This window comes from Anabaenopsis sp. NIES-4685, assembly GCF_059725405.1.
Genome location: NZ_AP043602.1, coordinates 1,539,606 through 1,558,532 on the forward strand (window position 1 = coordinate 1,539,606; position 18,927 = coordinate 1,558,532).

11 protein-coding genes and 4 pseudogenes are annotated in these 18,927 nt (G+C 42.5%); 13 read left to right on the forward strand and 2 right to left on the reverse strand.

Annotated elements, in window-relative coordinates; all coding sequences use genetic code 11:
- The first annotated feature begins 278 nt into the window (after positions 1–278).
- From AC6IZ0_RS06730 to mgtE, 12 genes and pseudogenes are all read left to right on the forward strand, one after another.
- Positions 279–2,087 carry an aspartate kinase gene (locus tag AC6IZ0_RS06730; protein ID WP_497725525.1) on the forward strand — a complete coding sequence of 603 codons (1,809 nt, stop codon included), beginning with the start codon at positions 279–281 and terminating at the stop codon, positions 2,085–2,087.
- Between the two features lie 96 nt (positions 2,088–2,183).
- Positions 2,184–4,217 carry a tetratricopeptide repeat protein gene (locus AC6IZ0_RS06735; protein WP_497725526.1) on the forward strand — a complete coding sequence of 678 codons (2,034 nt, stop codon included), beginning with the start codon at positions 2,184–2,186 and terminating at the stop codon, positions 4,215–4,217.
- Between the two features lie 196 nt (positions 4,218–4,413).
- Entirely contained in the window at positions 4,414–5,592 is a 1,179-nt protein-coding gene (locus AC6IZ0_RS06740) for a tetratricopeptide repeat protein (RefSeq protein ID WP_497725528.1), read from the forward strand.
- A 120-nt stretch (positions 5,593–5,712) separates the two neighbouring features.
- A pseudogene (locus AC6IZ0_RS06745) lies at positions 5,713–5,934 on the forward strand (hypothetical protein); the annotation flags it as partial.
- Positions 5,935–6,029: 95 nt separating this feature from the next.
- On the forward strand, positions 6,030–7,340 hold the full coding sequence (locus AC6IZ0_RS06750; RefSeq protein WP_497725530.1) for a tetratricopeptide repeat protein: 1,311 nt from the start codon (positions 6,030–6,032) through the stop codon (positions 7,338–7,340).
- A 136-nt stretch (positions 7,341–7,476) separates the two neighbouring features.
- A pseudogene (locus tag AC6IZ0_RS06755) lies at positions 7,477–7,698 on the forward strand (hypothetical protein); the annotation flags it as partial.
- Positions 7,699–7,793: 95 nt separating this feature from the next.
- A complete protein-coding gene (locus AC6IZ0_RS06760; protein ID WP_497725531.1) occupies positions 7,794–9,512 on the forward strand; it encodes a tetratricopeptide repeat protein in 1,719 nt (572 codons plus the stop codon).
- A gap of 136 nt (positions 9,513–9,648) precedes the next feature.
- Positions 9,649–13,221 carry a chromosome segregation protein SMC gene (gene smc / locus AC6IZ0_RS06765; protein ID WP_497725533.1) on the forward strand — a complete coding sequence of 1,191 codons (3,573 nt, stop codon included), beginning with the start codon at positions 9,649–9,651 and terminating at the stop codon, positions 13,219–13,221.
- Between the two features lie 58 nt (positions 13,222–13,279).
- A complete protein-coding gene (locus tag AC6IZ0_RS06770; protein ID WP_271730958.1) occupies positions 13,280–14,254 on the forward strand; it encodes a PRC-barrel domain-containing protein in 975 nt (324 codons plus the stop codon).
- A gap of 175 nt (positions 14,255–14,429) precedes the next feature.
- Positions 14,430–15,107 carry a TIGR04283 family arsenosugar biosynthesis glycosyltransferase gene (locus AC6IZ0_RS06775; RefSeq protein WP_497725534.1) on the forward strand — a complete coding sequence of 226 codons (678 nt, stop codon included), beginning with the start codon at positions 14,430–14,432 and terminating at the stop codon, positions 15,105–15,107.
- Positions 15,108–15,228: 121 nt separating this feature from the next.
- Positions 15,229–15,976, forward strand: a pseudogene (locus AC6IZ0_RS06780) (TVP38/TMEM64 family protein).
- A 108-nt stretch (positions 15,977–16,084) separates the two neighbouring features.
- On the forward strand, positions 16,085–17,485 hold the full coding sequence (gene mgtE, locus AC6IZ0_RS06785) for a magnesium transporter (RefSeq protein ID WP_497725536.1): 1,401 nt from the start codon (positions 16,085–16,087) through the stop codon (positions 17,483–17,485).
- Here the strand turns inward: mgtE and AC6IZ0_RS06790 are convergent.
- Together AC6IZ0_RS06790 and AC6IZ0_RS06795 are read right to left on the reverse strand one after the other, a co-directional pair.
- Complete coding sequence (locus AC6IZ0_RS06790; protein WP_271730962.1) at positions 17,480–17,737, reverse strand: hypothetical protein; 258 nt, start codon at positions 17,735–17,737, stop codon at positions 17,480–17,482. The genes mgtE and AC6IZ0_RS06790 overlap by 6 nt on opposite strands.
- 37 nt (positions 17,738–17,774) lie before the next feature.
- Positions 17,775–17,879: pseudogene (locus tag AC6IZ0_RS06795) on the reverse strand (NAD(P)-dependent oxidoreductase); the annotation flags it as partial.
- 385 nt (positions 17,880–18,264) lie between these two features.
- On the opposite strand from AC6IZ0_RS06795, the gene AC6IZ0_RS06800 reads away from it, so the two are divergent.
- On the forward strand, positions 18,265–18,927 hold the full coding sequence (locus AC6IZ0_RS06800) for a class I SAM-dependent methyltransferase (protein WP_497725537.1): 663 nt from the start codon (positions 18,265–18,267) through the stop codon (positions 18,925–18,927).

Here is an 18,927-nt window from a genome sequence, read left to right on the forward strand (position 1 = left end):
GTTTAAGAATTATAAAACAAATGTGCCAATTTGTAACAACAGTGTCTGAGAGGATGTTTGATAATAAGTTTTCAACAGGTAATTTTTATCTGAGGGAACAGGGAACACCGAACAGGGAACACACCGAACAGGGAACACAGTATTACCAACAAAGCGAAATTACTGGTTTTTTGTCGGCGCTGATTCTGATATTAATAAACTAAACAACCAGGAATACTTTCTCGGCTTCCCCTGGGGGGCATTGATCAAAGTAGGCAGCATTGATTACATATAAACTTATGGCGCTCATAGTTCAAAAATACGGTGGTACATCTGTTGGTTCTGTAGAACGTATTCAAGCTGTTGCACAGCGTGTTTACAAGACTGTTAAGGCGGGTAACTCTGTGGTCGTCGTGGTTTCGGCGATGGGTAAAACCACAGATGGACTGGTGAAAATGGCTCAGGAAGTTTCTCGCCATCCCAACCGCAGGGAAATGGATATGTTGCTTTCTACTGGGGAGCAAGTCACTATTGCTTTAGTTAGTATGGCATTGCAAGAAATTGGACAGCCAGCAATTTCTATGACTGGTGGTCAAGTAGGAATTGTGACTGAAGCTGAACATACCCGCGCGCGAATTTTACATATTGAAACCCAACGGCTGCGTCATCAAATTGCTCAAGGGAAAGTGGTTGTAGTTGCTGGATTTCAGGGTATATCTAGTCTCAGAGATATGGAGATTACTACTTTGGGTCGGGGTGGTTCCGACACCTCCGCTGTGGCTATTGCTGCGGCTATAGGGGCAAATTTTTGTGAAATTTATACCGATGTCCCTGGTATATTGACTACAGACCCCCGCCTGGTAGCAGAAGCTCAGTTAATGGAGGAGATTAGCTGTAATGAAATGCTCGAACTCGCAAGCCTGGGGGCGAAAGTTTTACATCCCCGCGCTGTGGAAATTGCCCGCAATTATGGGGTGCCACTGGTGGTAAAATCTAGTTGGCGTGATGACCCTGGTACTTGGGTAACATCCCCTAAACCCCAAGGGCGATCGCTAGTGAATCTAGAAATTGCCCGCCCTGTGGATGATGTAGAGTTTGATACAGACCAAGCCAAGGTGGCATTGTTGCGCGTCCCCGATAAACCAGGGGTAGCAGCGCGGTTATTTGGAGAAATATCCCGGCAAGATGTAGATGTAGATTTGATTATTCAGTCTATACATGAAGGTAATACTAATGACATTGCTTTCACCGTCACAGCACCGATATTAAAACGCGCGGAAGCGGTAGCATCCGCCATCGCCCCAGCATTGAGAAATCACCCCAACTCTGATGAGGCTGAGGTGATGGTACAGCAAAATATTGCTAAGGTCAGTATTGCTGGGGCGGGAATGATTGGGCGTCCCGGGGTAGCAGCTAAAATGTTCGCGACTTTAGCCGCAGCACAAGTAAATATTCAGATGATTTCTACTAGTGAAGTTAAAGTTAGTTGTGTAGTAGATGCGACAGAGTGCGATCGCGCTGTGGCTGCACTGCGTCAAGCTTTTGAAATTGCAGAAGACCAGAATATTAAGAAACCAGAAGCAATTGCTGTGTTATCTGCTCCCGCAGTGCGTGGTGTCGCCCTCGATATGAACCAAGCACGTCTAGCAATTCGTCAAGTACCCGACCGACCAGGGATGGCGGCCAGGTTATTTGGACTATTAGCACAGCATAATGTCAGTGTGGATATGATTATTCAATCTCAACGGTGTCGAATAGTTGACGGTATTCCTAGAAGGGATATTGCTTTTACTGTCTCGCAGATGGATGGGGAAAGTACACAAAAAATGCTCACTCAAGTGGCGGGAGAATTAGAATGGGGTGAGGTTGTCTTAGATAATGCGATCGCCAAGGTAAGTATCGTTGGTGCAGGGATGGTGGGACAACCAGGTATTGCGGCGAAAATGTTTGACGCTTTAGCCGAAAACCAAATTAATATCCAAATGATTGCTACCTCAGAAATCAAAATTAGTTGTGTTGTAGCACAAGAAGATGGTGTCAAAGCTTTGCAGGTTATTCACAGCGCCTTTGGGTTAGCTGGTACCGAAAAGTTTGTAGTTCCCGCCTAATTATTCATTGAATATCTGCCTAGGTCTTCAGTGATTCATGACTACAATTGCTTTGAGGAAATAGGCATTATTATAAGTGTAATCACTGATAGACTTATGACTGGTAGAATCTTAGATACGCGTTATCACATCCTGGAAGTCCTGAATGTAGAGGAGAAGGTACAAACCTATTTGGCTGAAGATGCTATCGTTCCCGGTCGTCAATTGGTAGTCAAGGAGCTACATCCTGATGGTGATACTCTCCCGGGTTTAAATCTACTGCGAGAGTTATTTCTCCATGAGGGACACAAGTTACAGCAACTTAGTCAGGAACATGACCAAATCCAAAATCTAGTCAATTATTTTGAAGAAGATGGAAAATTCTATCTAGTTGAAGAATATATTATTGGTAATACCTTAACCAATGAGATTTTACAGGGCATACCTTTAACACAGGAAGAGGTAATTAGTGTTTTATCTCAAGTATTAGAAGTTTTGGTATTTGCACATCAGCGGGGAGTGATTCACCAGAATATTAACCCCGCAAATATCATCCGTCGAGAGTCAGATCACAAATTAGTTTTAGTTAATTTTGGCGCTATTCCCGAACTGATAACCAATACCGTCGCTAATCTTGAATATGTACCTATAGAACAATTGCGCGGTCAACCTCAATATAATAGTGATATATATGCTTTAGGGATAATTGTCATTGCGGCAATTATGGGTTTAACAGAGCAGGAAATATCAACCTTACAACAGCAGAAAGGTTTGCTAACAGGGGCAATTATTTGGCGGCGGAAAAATATTCAAATTTGTCAGGAGGTAGGAAAAATTTTAGATCAAATGGTACGCTTTGACTATCAGAAGCGATACCAGTCAGTAATTGAAGTTTTAAAAGATATAGAGCAGGTGGAAACTCATGAATTTACTTACAAGCAACTCCCAAAAGTTTGGTTAATCCTAGGGGGAATAGGTTTTATAGGGATAGTGACAGTATTGAGGTTAGTTTCATCACTGATAACTATTGCTTCTCCAGTAAAATTTGAGCAACTATACCAGGAGGGATTGAGAAAATATCAAGAGGGAAACTATCAATCTGCAGTTGAGAATTTTACCCAAGCTATTAGACTAGACTCAAGCAATTATCAGGCTTATAAGAGCCGTGGAAATACATTTTACCGGTTGGGAAACTATCAGCAAGCAAAGATAGATGCTACTAAAGCTATTGAATTAAACCCAGAAAATGCTGATGCTTACTATGATAGGGGATTTTCTTTATATGGATTGGGTAAATACCAAGAAGCAATTACTGATTATACCAAAGCGATCGCCTTAAATTCTCGTCATGCCTATGCTTATTATGCTCGGGGTTTAGCCTTAGTACAGATGAATGACAATAGAAGCGCTAATGAGAATTTTAGCACGGCCATCAGGCTGCGACCTAATTATATTGAGGCTTATTTACAACGGGGTATTCTCCGCCGTCGTCTGAGAATTTACCAAACCGCTATGGAGGATTTTGATGCTATCATTAAGATTAATCCCGGTGATGCTAGACCTTATTATCAAAAAGGTTTAATTTACGCTAGCAAAAATCAAAAATATGCAGCCATTCGGCAGTATACTCACGCCATTAATCGCCATCCTCAAGCAGTCGCCTATCTCCGACGGGCCGATATGCACAGCGAGTTAGGATATAGATTAAAAGCTGGTAAAGATTATGATCAAGCTTTAGAGCTAAATCCCCGGTGGGGAGCAGCTTATAATCACCGAGGTATTCATCGTCTTTCTTTTGGAAATTACCAAGGTGCAATTGCAGACCATACTAAAGCTATTGAACTCAATTCTCAGGATGTAGCGGCTTACAATAATCGTGGTAATGTTCACCTACAATTGGGAAATTACAAAGCTGCGGATAAAGATTACTCTCAGGCGATCGCCATTAATCCTCAATATGGGTTAGCCTATTATAACAGGGCTGTGAATCACACAAAACAGGGAAATACACAAAGTGCGATCGCCGATTTTCAACAAGCTATTAAACTTTTCCAAAAAACTGGAGATCAAAATAGTCTTCGTGACGCACGCCAAGAACTGAACTTACTCCAAACTAAGGCATCACCTACAGATACACTTCACGAATCCTAGCAACTAAATTGCAGAATACCACACATACCCGCGTCAAATCAACCAGGGGTGTTCAGGTGAGGTTCCAGTTGATTTTATCACCCCATCAGCCTAATTTTCCAAAGACGAGTAATTTTTGTGACTTGAGGTAAAATGCTAAGATTTGTATAGTTATTTAGAAACTTAGACATCTGTGGAAGTTGAGGAGTATATTGATATGGCTAAAGAATACCTTAATAAAACAGATTATGAGAGTGCGATCGCTCATTGTAATCAAGCATTACAACTAAAACCAGACAATGCTGGCGCTTACTTCCAGCGGGGTAAAGCGCGCTACTACTTAGGAGAAATCAGCGCAGCCATTGAAGATTATACCCAAGCCATTAAAATTAATCCCCATGACGCTTATGCTTATAACAACCGGGGTAATGCTTACAGTAAATTAGGGAATAGGCAATTAGCAGTTAAAGATTATACCGAAGCGCTGAAACTTAACCCCAATGATGCTTATGCTTATAACAACCGGGGAGTAGCTCGCTATTACTTAGGAGAAACCGCTGATGCAATTGCAGATTATACCCAAGCCATCAGCATTAACCCTAATTTAGCTTATGCTTACAACAACCGGGGAAAAGCTCGTTATTACTTAGGACATAACCAGGGAGCAATTGCAGATTATACCCAAGCCCTCAAAATTAACCCTAATTTCGCCACAGCTTACTACTTGCGGGGTCTAGTTCACTATCACTTAGGAGAAACCATTGCTGCAATTGCAGATTACACCCAAGCCCTCAAACTTAACCACAATGATGCTTTAGCTTATTACAACCGGGGTTTAGCTCACTCCGATATAGGAGATAACCAGAGCGCAATTAATGATTATACTCAAGCCATCAAACTTAACCCTAATTACGCTTTAGCTTACTACAATCGGGGGTTAGCTCGTTATGATGCCGGAGATAACCAAGGAGCAATTGCAGATTATACCCAAGCCCTCAAAATTAACCCCAATGATGCTGATGCTTACAATAACCGGGGGAATATTCTATCTGACCTAGGAGATGAACAGGGAGCAATTGCAGATTATACCCAAGCCCTCAAACTTAACCCCAATGATGCTGATACTTATAATAACCGCGGTTCAGCCCGTTATTACTTAGACGACAATCAGGGAGCAATTGCAGATTATACCCAAGCCCTTAAGATTAATCCTAATTATGCTTCTGCTTACTTCAACCGGGGGTTAGCCCTCTGTGATTTAGGAGATAACGAGGGTGCGATTAATGACTGGAAAGCTGCTGCATATATCTATCAAACAGCAGGGGATGAAATATCCTATCAATATGCTGTAGATAAAATTGAACTGCTCTCACGCAACGGCGATCAAAAGTCATAAATCATAGTTAACCTAAATCTGGTTCTCCCCTAGAGGATGCTAAAAAATGGTCTTGTCCCTATTGCCAAGGCTTAATTAATTGATACACTTGTGCTATAATAGACCAGTTAAGCAGCATCTATGGTACACGTCAAGCGCGTGGAACTCACTCACTTTAAATCCTGCGGTGGTACTACCTCGGTTCCTCTACTACCGGGGTTTACCGTCATTTCTAGCCCCAATGGTTCGGTAAAATCTCATATTCTCGATGGGTTGCTGTTTTGTTTAGAGCTTTCTAGTTATCAGGGAATGGGAGGGGATAGGTTACCGGATGTGGTGAATAATCCTCAAAAGCCTCAAGGACACCCTTGGGTTTTTGATGGTTGTGATTTTTCCCGCGTCTGCATATCTCCTCAAGGTGTTAATATTCCTTGTCAGATGAAGGCGAATTTTTACTAATGGACTGGAAAACTATATTACAGACCCAACAGACAGACTTTATTAACCGAATGAAATCCGGTGATTTATTCCAGTGTGACCAGCAAGGAAAGCACAGTGAGTTAACGGTGATCACCGATGACCAGTTACAGCAATTACGGGATTTTTGCTGGGAAATGGCTGACAAGTATACAAATAAGTCCTCTTCTGTTCGTGATCTGTTTGTTAACAACATGAAGGGAAAGCTAGGGGAGGAGGTAGTTAAAACCCGTTTAGGTGATCTGCTCACGAAGGTTGACTATGAAAAATATCAGGGTGGTGATGGTAAGGTAGACTTTACCCTCACCGCTGATTCATCTATTGGTATTCAGGTAAAAGCTCGTCAGGGTAAATTTGAGCAAATTGAATGGTCAATTAGTCAAGAAGAAATTAACAAAAATGCTGTTTTGGTTTGTATTTTAATTCAAGAGCAAGTCAATGAGGCACAAAATCAATATCATTTAGTCCTAGCAGGGTTTTTACCCACTAATATAACCACTGCGACTGGGGGGAAAGCCAGGGTAAAAATCAATGAGTTGCTCTATTGTGGGGGTTTACGGGGCTATTTAGAAAGTTTGACAGTTTCCCCACTTGATGAAACTGTGCCAAATGCTCAATTTTACTTCAACCGGGGGGTATATCCCTCTCAGTTAGGAAACAACCAGGGGGGAATTAAAGACTTTACCCAAGCTATTCACATTAACCCTAATTTGGCTCAAGCTTACTTCAACCGGGGGGTATATCGCTCTAAGTTAGGAGACAACCATGGGGGAATTAAAGACTTTACCCAAGCTATTCACATTAACCCTAATTTTGCTCAATTTTACTTCAACCGGGGGGTATATCGCTCTAAGTTAGGAGACAAGCAGGGTGCAATTGATGACTATACCCAAGCTATTCACATTGACCCTAATTTGGCTCAAGCTTACCACAACCGGGGGGTAGATCGATCTAAGTTAGGAGACAACCTGGGTGGAATTAAAGACTTTACCCAAGCTATTCACATTGACCCTAATCTTGCTCAAGCTTACTACAACCGGGGGTTAGCTCGTTCTGACTTAGGAGACAAGCAGGGTGCAATTGATGACTATACCCAAGGTATTCACATTGACCCTAATTATGCCAAAGCTTACTACAACCGGGGGTTAGCTCGCTCTGACTTAGGAGACTACCAGAGTGCAATTGATGATTTTGAGACTGCTGCCAATATATATGAAAGACAAGGAAAAACAAAAGACTATCAAACTGCTATGGATAAAATTAAATATCTCAACGATGATATTCCATCCTGAAACAGCTTAATCTCAACTCATACTGAACCTAAATCTGGTTCTCCCCTAGAGGATGCTAAAAAATGGTCTTGTCCCTATTGCCAAGGCTTAATTAATTGATACACTTGTGCTATAATAGACCAGTTAAGCAGCATCTATGGTACACGTCAAGCGCGTGGAACTCACTCACTTTAAATCCTGCGGTGGTACTACCTCGGTTCCTCTACTACCGGGGTTTACCGTCATTTCTAGCCCCAATGGTTCGGTAAAATCTCATATTCTCGATGGGTTGCTGTTTTGTTTAGAGCTTTCTAGTTCTCAGGGAATGGGAGGGGATAGGTTACCGGATGTGGTGAATAATGCTCCAAAGCCTCAAGGACACCCTTGGGTTTTTGATGGTTGTGATTTTTCCCGCGTCTGCATATCTCCTCAAGATGTTAATATTCCTTGTCAGATGAAGGCGAATTTTTACTAATGGACTGGAAAACTATATTACAAGCCCAACAGACAGACTTCATCAACCGACTGGAATCCGGTAATTTACTCCAGTGTGACCAACCAGGACAGCACAGTGAGTTAACGGTGATCACCGGTGACTCCTTACAGCAATTACGGCGGTTTTGCTGGCGCATGGTTGATAAATATAAACGTAGTAACTCTAAGAGTGAGGATGTGTTTGTTAACAACATGAAGGGAAAGCTAGGGGAGGAGGTAGTTAAAACCCGTTTAGGTGATCTGCTCACGGAGGTTGACTATGAACAATATCAGGGTGGTGATGGTAAGGTAGACTTTACCCTCACCGCTGATTCATCTATTGGTATTCAGGTAAAAGCCCGTCAGGGTAGATTTAATCAGATTGAATGGTCAATTAGTCAAGAAGAAATTCACAAAAATGCTGTTTTGGTTTGTATTTTAATTGAAGAGGAAGTCAATGAGGCACAAAATCAATATCATTTAGTCCTAGCAGGGTTTTTACCCACTAATATGACCACTGTGACCGGGGGGAAAGCCAGGGTAAAAATCAATGAGTTGCTCTATTGTGGGGGTTTACGGGGCTATTTAGAAAGTTTGACAGTTTCCCCAGTTGATAAACCTGTGCCAAATGCTCAATTTTACTTCAACCGGGGGGTAGATCGCTCTAACTTAGGAGACAAGCAGGGTGGAATTGATGACTTTACCCAAGCTATTCAGATTGACCCTAATCTTGCTCAAGCTTACTGCTACCGGGGAGTAGCTCGCTATTTTTTAGGAGACAACCAGGGTGCAATTGATGACTATACCCAAGCTATTCAGATTGACCCTAATCTTGCTCAAGCTTACAACAACCGGGGGTTAGCTCGCTATTTTTTAGGAGACAAGCAGGGTGGAATTGATGACTATACCCAAGCTATTAAAATTAACCCTAATTATGCTGATGCTTACTTCTTCCGGGGGGTATATCGCTCTGACTTAGGGGACTACCAGGGTGCAATTGATGACTATACCCAAGCTATTAAAATTGACCCTAATTTTGCTCTAGCTTACTGCAACCGGGGGGTAGTTCGCTCTAACTTAGGAGACAAGCAGGGTGGAATTGATGACTATACCCAAGCTATTAAGATTGACCCTAATTTTGCTCTAGCTTACAACAACCGCGGGAATGCTCGCTCTAACTTAGGAGACAACCAGGGTGGAATTGATGACTATACCCAAGCTATTAAAATTGACCCTAATTTTGCTCTAGCTTACAACAACCGGGGGGTAGCTCGCTCTGACTTAGGAGACAAGCAGGGTGGAATTGATGACTATACCCAAGCTATTAAAATTGACCCTAATTTTGCTCTAGCTTACAACAACCGGGGGTTAGCTCGCTCTAAGTTAGGAGACAACCAGGGTGGAATTGATGACTATACCCAAGCTATTAAAATTGACCCTAATGATGCTCTAGCTTACTACGGACGGGGGAATGCTCGCTCTAAGTTAGGAGACAACCAGGGTGGAATTGATGACTATACCCAAGCTATTCAGATTGACCCTAATCTTGCTAATGCTTACTTCAACCGGGGGTTAGCTCGCTATCTTTTAGGAGACAAGCACAGTGCAATTGATGATTTTGAGACTGCTGCCAATATATATAAAAGACAAGGAAAAACAAAAGACTATCAAACTGCTATGGATAGAATTAAATATCTGAATGATGATTCTCCATTCTGAAACAGCTTAATGTCAACTCATACTTAACCTAAATCTGGTTCTCCCCTAGAGGATGCTAAAAAGTGGTCTTATCCCTATTGCCAAATCTTAATTAATTGATACACTTATGCTACATTAGCCCAGTTAAGCAGCATCTATGGTACACGTCAAGCGCGTGGAACTCACTAACTTTAAATCCTTCGGTGGTACTACCTCGGTTCCTCTATTACCGGGGTTTACCGTCATTTCTGGGCCGAATGGTTCGGGTAAATCTAATATCCTGGATGCGTTGCTGTTTTGTTTAGGGCTTTCTAGTTCTAAGGGAATGCGAGCGGATAGGTTACCGGATTTGGTGAATAATGCTCAAAAGCCTAAAGGACGCGCTGGAATTGAGGCCAGTGTGACGGTAACCTTTGATTTGTCGGGGGATGTATCCGGGACACAAACCCAGATTGGGGAGGGTGCTGTCACTGAGTGGACTGTAACCCGGAGGTTGCGGGTAAGTCAGCAGGGTAGTTATACCTCTAACTATTATATTAATGGTGAGCCTTGTACTCTGACGGAGTTACATGAGGAGTTGAATAACCTGCGGATTTATCCAGAGGGTTACAATGTGGTGTTACAAGGGGATGTTACTAGTATTATCTCTATGAATGCTAGGGAACGTCGAGAAATTATTGATGAGTTGGCTGGGGTGGCGGCTTTTGACCGTAAAATTGTCCAAGCTAAGAAAACTCTGGATGAGGTGAAGGACAAGGAGGATAGTTGTCGGATTATTCAGACTGAGTTAACTATACAGCGCGATCGCCTATCTCAAGCCCGTGCTAAGGCGCAAAAGTATCAAGTACTCCGCAGTGAGTTTCAGTGTAAGCAGTCCTGGGAGGCGGTTTTATCTTGGCGCTCTCTTCAAGCACAGCAAGAAAATTTGGTGGCGCAAATTCAAGGGGGCGATCGCAGTTATATTGAATTTACTACTCAGTTAAATAACCTCAATTCTACCATTACTCTCCAGACGGAGCAACTAGAACAACTCAATGCTTATGTCAAAGCTTTGGGTGAGGAGGAACTCTTGGCGCTCCAAACTACTTTAGCCACCCAAGAGGCGGAATTTAAACAACTCCAGCGCCGACAACAGGAATTAACCGCAGCCATCACCCAAACAACCCAAGAATTGAGCCAAACTCACCAGGATGTGGCACAATATCAGCAGTCATTAACAAGTTTAGCCCAAACTGAGGTTTTAGCCAGAGAATCTATTCTGGGTTGTGTGGAAGCACGAAATCAAGCCCAAGGGGTTTTAGATGCTTCCAGGTCAGCAGCTGCGGCGATCGCTTCAGCTTCGGAAGCTTGGGTACAGCAACAAACAGCTTTTAATCGTCAAATTGAATCTTTACTGCAAATCCTGGAACCCCAACGCACTGAACAAGCACAACTGAGGGAACGCTATGAGCAGTTACAGCAGCTAATTACTGAACAAACTCAGCTGGTTAATAGTTGGGAACCGGAGTTAAGTGGTAAACAAGCTGAATGTAGTCGCTGGGAAATGGAGTTTCAGGGAGGGGGCGAACCCATAGCCAATTTAACCGCAACTCTCGCAGCTACAGAACAAGAGTTACAAATCCAACAGGAAACCCAAAAGCGACTTTTACAAGAACAACGGGAAAAACAACGCCAGTTAGATAAAATTGAAGCCCAAGCCCAAGCCCAACAGGAGGTACAGGGAACCCAAGCCAGTAAGGTAATTTTACAGTCGGGACTGCCGGGGTTGTGCGGTTTGGTGGTACAGTTGGGTAAGGTAGACCCCCGCTATCAGTTAGCCTTGGAAATTGCCGCTGGTGGGCGTTTGGGTCATATTGTCGTAGAAGATGACAGCGTAGCCGCGGCGGGAATTGAATTACTCAAGCAAAAACGGGCAGGAAGGGCAACTTTTTTACCTTTAAATAAGGTAAAACCTAGTAAATTTACTCAGGATGCCACCTTGCGTTATGCCCACGGGTTTGTCAATTATGCCATGAATTTAATTGAATGCGATCGCCGTTATCAAGATGTGTTTAGTTATGTATTCGGTAATACTGTAGTATTTACGAGTATCCAAACAGCCCGGCAAAATATGGGTTTGTATCGGATTGTCACCTTAGATGGGGAATTGTTAGAAACTAGCGGCGCTATGACAGGGGGGAGTAATAGTCAGCGTTCTGTATTGCGGTTTGGGAAAACTGAGTCAGCGGAATCTGAGGAAGCTATAGCTTTAAAGGGGCGCTTGGGAGAGATTGAGCGAATTTTATTACGTTGTACTGAGTCCATAACTACTTTATCGGCTCAAACTAAACAATACACCCAGGAACTCGCAGAAGCAAAACAAACCCGGAGAGAACAGCAGTTACAATGGGAACAACTGCAAAAAGAAGTCAAGAATTTAACAGAGCAATTGCATGGGACGCGATCGCAACTGACCCAAAATACCGAAAAAATCAGCCGCGCCCAATCCCGTTTATCAGTGTTAGATCGGGAATTACCAATAAAAGAAAATGAGTTACAACAATTGCGACAAGAGTTAGGGGAATTAGAAGCATCTCAAACCCCCAGAGAATGGCAAGAAATGCAAATAACTATTAAAAACCAAGAGCAACAACTACAACAAAAAGAGAGAGAATTAAGGGAAGCGGAAGAAAAATTAAAAAATTGTCAAACTCAACAACAGCGATCGCAAGAACGCATCCAAGAAGCTGAAGCTAAAATCCAGCAATATCAGCAACAACAAACCAGCCAAGAAAATCAACTAAATTCCCTGAATAGTCAATCAGTTAACCTCAGCAGTGAAATTAATCAAAACCAGGTCAATTTACAGCAAATCAGCGAAAATTTAGGGTTAGAGAAACAAAAACGGGACAAAATAGAACAAGAATTGCGATCGCAACTTTTACATCAACAACAACTGCAATGGGAAATAGAAAAACTCCAAGAAAGCCAACACAAACGGATCGAAGAGTTAAAAGCATTGCAAAACCAATTACGAGAAACCGGCGCAGAATTGCCCAATCCCTTACCAGAAGTACCAGACCAGGTAGATTTAGAGGAACTGCAAAAAGAACTGCGCAGCCTAACCAAACGCTTACAGGCCATGGAACCAGTGAATATGTTGGCCTTAGAGGAATACGAACGCACCCAGAACCGCCTAGAAGAACTAACGGAAAAACTACAGACCCTAGAAGGCGAACGCACAGAATTACTCCTAAGGATTGAAAACTTTACCACATTGCGACAGCTAGCATTTAAAGAAGCCTTTGATGCGGTCAACACCAACTTTCAATCTATTTTTGCCGTTCTTTCCGAAGGTGACGGCTATTTGCAACTAGAAGATCCCGAAGATATTTTTAACAGTGGGCTAAATCTAGTCGCCCACCCCAAAGGTAAACCAGTACAGCGCCTTGCGTCCATGTCCGGGGGGGAAAAATCCCTCACAGCCTTAAGTTTCATCTTTGCTCTACAACGTTACCGCCCCTCCCCATTTTATGCTTTTGACGAAGTAGATATGTTTTTAGATGGTGCCAACGTCGAGCGATTAGCTAAAATGATTAAACAACAAGCCCAACAAGCCCAATTTATAGTTGTGAGTTTACGCCGTCCGATGATAGAATCGGCCGAACGGACTATTGGCGTTACTCAAGCACGAGGAGCTTACACTCAAGTATTGGGGATTAAATTAAAATCATCCAATGCATCTGCTTGAGATTTTGTTAATAATAGTGTATAGATAAACCGGATTCGAGATCAGGACTCGGTATAGAATGACCTCTGAACAGATAATTAGGCGTTCCGACATATTAAACACCCAGGTGATTACTCGCGATAACGGCAAACGGCTCGGTATCGTCAATCAACTTTGGGTTGATATTGATCAAAGAGAGGTTGTGGCTCTTGGTTTGCGAGACAGCCTGATCTCTATTTCGGGTCTGCCACGCTATATGTACCTCAACACTATCAACCAAATTGGTGATGTAATTCTAGTTGATAACGAAGATGCGATCGAAGATATTGAGATTGAGAGTTTAAGCAACCTGATTAACTGGGAAGTAATCACAGAGACGGGTGAAGTATTAGGGAGAGTGCGGGGTTTCAAGTTCAATGGCGAAACTGGTCGGATTCTTTCCATAGTCGTCGCCTCTTTAGGAGTCCCCCAAATTCCTGACCAATTTCTCAGCACCTACGAGTTATCGATGGATGAAGTCGTCAGCACCGGACCGAGTAGGTTGATTGTATTTGAAGGAGCCGAAGAGCGAGTTAACCAGTTAACAGTGGGCGTACTAGAGCGCTTAGGTATCGGTAAAGCACCCTGGGAAAGAGAAGCAGAAGAGGAATATGGCTATATTCCCCGCACAGTTTCACCAACGAATCAGCTACCTAGTGGAGTACCATTACAACCACCTAAAACCAGAGTCCGCGCTCCTGAACCTGTGGAACAGGAGGAATGGACCCAGGACTATGTGGAAGAAGAAATCCCCCGTCGTCAAGTCATGCGGGCCCAACAGTACGAATCTATTCCATACGAAGAAGACGAGGAAGATAACTGGAGTGAAGTTACTCCTAGGGATAGATATCAAGAGCCACCTAAACCTAGATATGAAACCCAAGCTTACACCAACGAATACGACGATGATGATGATGTAGAAGGCGATGCTTGGGAGGATGCACCAAAGCCAGTGAATATTCCCAAGAAAATCAAAGAAAGACAGCCAGAATACGAAGAAGAAGGCGGATACTGAAATAATCGCTCATATTTCCTTTTCCCTGCGGAAGCGCTACGCCAAGGTAATTCGTAATTAAGTAGATAAGATAACCCTAACCCTCTTCCTGTCATACACGGAAGGGGGTATTTCAATTCCAAGTATTATTCTAAATATCCTCTAAAATAACCTCTTGTGAGACTTCACAAAAGCAGTGTATAACAAAATTTCAATTATTATCCCCACCTATAATGAAGCAGGAAATATTCGAGAGGCGATCGCTTGTACTCAACCCAGCACTAATGTAGAGTTAATAGTGGTAGATGGAGGCTCACAAGATGACACTGTTACCATAGCTGAGTCTTTAAACGTCAAGGTCATCGCCTCGGCTCCTGGTCGTGCTACTCAAATGAATACAGGTGCTATGGCTGCAAGTGGGGACATCCTCCTGTTTCTCCACGCCGATACACGCTTACCGGCTGGCTTTGATGGTATGATCCGCACAGCGGTACAACAGCCGCAGATGGTAGCGGGAGCCTTTGCTTTACAGATTAATGCCACCCTGTGGACTTTGAGAGGGGTAGAAAAAGGAGTAAATTGGCGATCGCGTTTTTGTCAAATGCCCTATGGTGACCAGGCAATATTTTTAACAGCAGAAGTATTCGATCAAGTTGGTCATTTTCCAGATTTACCTATCATGGAGGATTTTGAACTCATCCGTCGTTTACAAAGCATCGGCAAAATTATCATCATCCCTGTACCAGTTATTACTTCTGCGCGGAGATGGTTGCAAAAAGGAGTATTTTACACTACAATCCTGAATCAAATAGTGATTACTGCTTACCTTCTGGGTATATCACCGAAACGCATTCGCCGCTGGTATCGGCGATAAAAACTTGATAAATATCCTATATTAATATATCCAAAAATTAAACATCTTAATATTTGGATACCATTCATCTTTTATTAAATTACCTTTGTGTTTTAGTACCTTAGGATTAAAGAAATATTTTATGGATACAAAAAACCAATTACATAGAAGACTTAAATTATTAATAATTAGTTTTCTAGTTGCTAGCCTAATTATTTTGGCGCAATATTTCCCAGTTAAACAAGTTTTCAATGATGCCATCTCACAGGTGCAAAGTCTTGGTATTTTAGCACCCATAGCTTATATGATAATTTACAACTTAGCAACTATATTATTTATACCAGGTTCTGTCTTAACTATCAAAGGTGGTTGCTTATTTGGTCTGTTTTGGGGGTCTGTATATGTCTTAATTGCAGCAGTGATCGGAGCAATTGTAGCCTTTATGATCGGACGTTATTTATGCCGTGATTGGGTGTCTCGACAGCTTGATAAATATCCTAAATTTACAGCCATTAACTTAGCAGTCGCTAAAGAGGGATGGAAAATTGTCTTACTCACGCGTTTATCTCCCATCTTCCCATTCAACTTGTTAAATTACGCCTTTGGAGTTACACAAGTTTCTCTAAAAGACTATATCTTAGGTTCCTTGGGCATAATTCCCGGTACAGTTATGTACGTTTATATAGGTTCCTTAGACCGGTGATTTAGCCATGGTCAATACTCCCAATCAGCCCAGTCATCCACAAGCGCAAATCTGGCAATGGGTCATGCAAATAATTGGGTTACTTGCCACTATTGCCATAACAGTATATATCACAAAAATTGCCCAAAAAACTCTCAGGGAAACTGTAGGAATGGCGGAAATTAGCCATAAGCAGATTAATAATTGACCGGCGATGTACCACAGAGTGCCTGAGTTAAATTTACGTCAATAAAACTCATTATTCCCCTAAACTAAAAGTAGTAAACCTGTTGCAACTGCATGAGGAAAGTAGATTTTGACTGAAACAAATAATTTCAACTTCACCACTCCAAATGTCAGCCGTAGCGAATTGCAAGACCTGGTGCGAAATGAGCTACGAATGTTCCTAGAATTGGGGGACTTACAAGCAGCAAAATCTATTCTCAGACCCGTACAACCTGCGGATATTGCTGAGGCCATTGAAGGTTTACCAGAAGCAATGCAAGCTTTGGTTTTTCGCTTGCTTCCTAAAACTGAGGCTATTGAGGTGTATGAATATCTCGACTATAGTGTTCAAGAACATTTAATTGAGGAACTCAAAAGCCAGGATGTCCGTGACATTGTAGATAAAATGTCCCCGGATGACCGCGCCAGATTATTTGACGAGTTACCAACCAAAGTTGTCAACCGCTTGCTAGAACAACTCAGCCCAGCAGAACGTCAAGCTACAGCCCAACTCTTAGGTTATGAAGCGGGTACAGCTGGGCGGATCATGACCCCAGAGTTAATTTATATCAAAGAACGTCTGACGGTATCTCAAGCCATAGAACGCATTCGCCGTCTGGCTCATCTGAGTGAAACGATTTACTACCTTTACGTTACCGATAGCGTCAGGCGTTTGACGGGTATTGTTTCTTTACGAGAGTTGGTAGTATCTCAGCCAGAGCAAACCATTGGCGAAATTATGACCCGTGAAGTTGTGTTTGTTTACACTGATACAGACCAAGAAGAAGTCGCTAGATTAATTCAAAGATATGATTTTTTAGCTCTACCTGTGGTGGATAAAGAACAGCGTCTAGTAGGTATTGTCACGGTTGATGATGTGATTGATATTCTCGAACAGGAGACTACTGAAGATATCTACGCCCTGGGCGGTGGTGTGCAGTCCGATGGTGACAACTATTTTCAAATGAGTTTGGTACAAGTTGCCCGGAAGCGGGTACTATGGTTGTTTGTCTTACTCATCACTAATACAATCACTGGCACAATTATTAAGTCCCAGGAAGATATCTTAGAACAAGTGGTAATACTGACGGCCTTTATCCCTTTGCTCACAGGTACTGGTGGTAATGTGGGCGCTCAATCTTCTACAGTGGTCATTCGCGGCATGAGTACCGATGAAATCAGATCCCTGGGAGTATGGCAGGTAATTGGCAGAGAAGCGATCGCCGGGGCTTTTTTAGGAATAATGTTAGGTGGTATCGCCACAGTCTGGGCTTATTTTTTGCAAGACCGCCCAGAGGTCGCATTTACTGTAGGTAGCAGTTTGGTAGCTATTTCTGTGATTGCTTCTGTCTCAGGTTCTGCACTGCCATTTTTATTCCGCTCCTTCCGCCTAGACCCCGCGTTGATGTCAGCACCGTTTATTACTACAGCCGTTGATGTCCTGGGTGTTTTGATTTACTTTAATTTGGCGCGAGTAATTTTAGGGTTATAACTGTGAGGATGTTTCAGGGGCGACAATTTCCCCAGTGCCTAATTCTATAATTTTGTCTTGATTCGTAATTAATTCATTGAGCTCTCTCACCTTTAAATTCATTGTCTGACAAGATTCTCTCAGGGCCTGGCTAAAACTATTAATATCATCGCCATACCCACATTGATAAGCAGCAATTTCTATTCCTTGCTTGGCATTTGCTCTAGCACAATCTACTAAGTCTGTACCTAGCAATGGTTTTGGGGATGTCATAGGTTGTAGTTGTTGTTTTTTATAAGTAATTAGCCGTTGACTCTTGATAGTGCGGATCATCAGCTTGGGGACGGGGCTTCATTTCTGACTCTTTACCGGGTGGTTTTTGTTGCTGTGGTGGTTGTAATATCTCTTCTGGCATAGGATAATTTTATGTGTAAATTAATCAAGAAAAAACAATTCACAGATTCCTAAAAGCAAACCTCGGATTAATACCTCAATCCAAGGTTAAAATTTATGCTTTAGCTCCCAACTAATAATGTTCAAGTTCAGGCAGTTTTACCCAGGATGTCAGCTAAACTAGGTTTAGCTGACATTGTGATCCTCACACCTGACACACGCTCTTAATCTGACCACTGAAAACAAGTACACAACTCTCTTGGAATGTCAGGATTGCTCCTGTTCATCTGCTTTTAAGTTAACTATGAAAATATAGAAATTTATCATTCTTGAGGTGGAAAGACAAATTAGCTTTTCTCACTCTCAAGAAGTAAAATCAATCATCTGGATGTTAATTTCACTGAACTATGGCAAATAAAACACTGGGAATAGAACCATCACTATATAACTACTTATTATCCGTATCTTTACGGGAACCGGAAATCCTCTCCCAACTGAGAGCAGAAACAGCCCAGCATCCGATGGCTGTGATGCAGATTGCACCGGAACAGGGACAGTTTATGTCCTTGCTGGTGCAATTAATCGGGGCAAAAAAAACCTTAGATATAGGAGTATTTACGGGTTATAGTTCCCTGGTGGTGTCTTTGGCATTACCTGCCGATGGTCGGGTAGTAGCCTGTGATGTGAGTGCAGAGTTTACATCGATCGCCCGTCGTTATTGGCAAAAAGCAGGGGTTGCAGATAAAATTGATTTACACATTGCCCCAGCAATGGAGACATTAGACCAACTATTAGCAGCAGGTGCTGCAGAAACCTTTGACTTTGCCTTTATTGATGCTGACAAAAGTAATTATGACGGTTATTATGAGCGATCGCTCCAACTAGTCAGACCAGGAGGATTAATTTTGATTGATAATGTACTTTGGTCTGGTAGTGTAGCCGACCCAGAAATTCAAGACAATCGCACTACCAACATTCGCGCCCTCAATGAAAAACTACACCAAGACCAGCGGATTAATTTGAGTTTACTTCCCATCGCCGATGGCTTAACTTTAGCCCATAAGAAATAA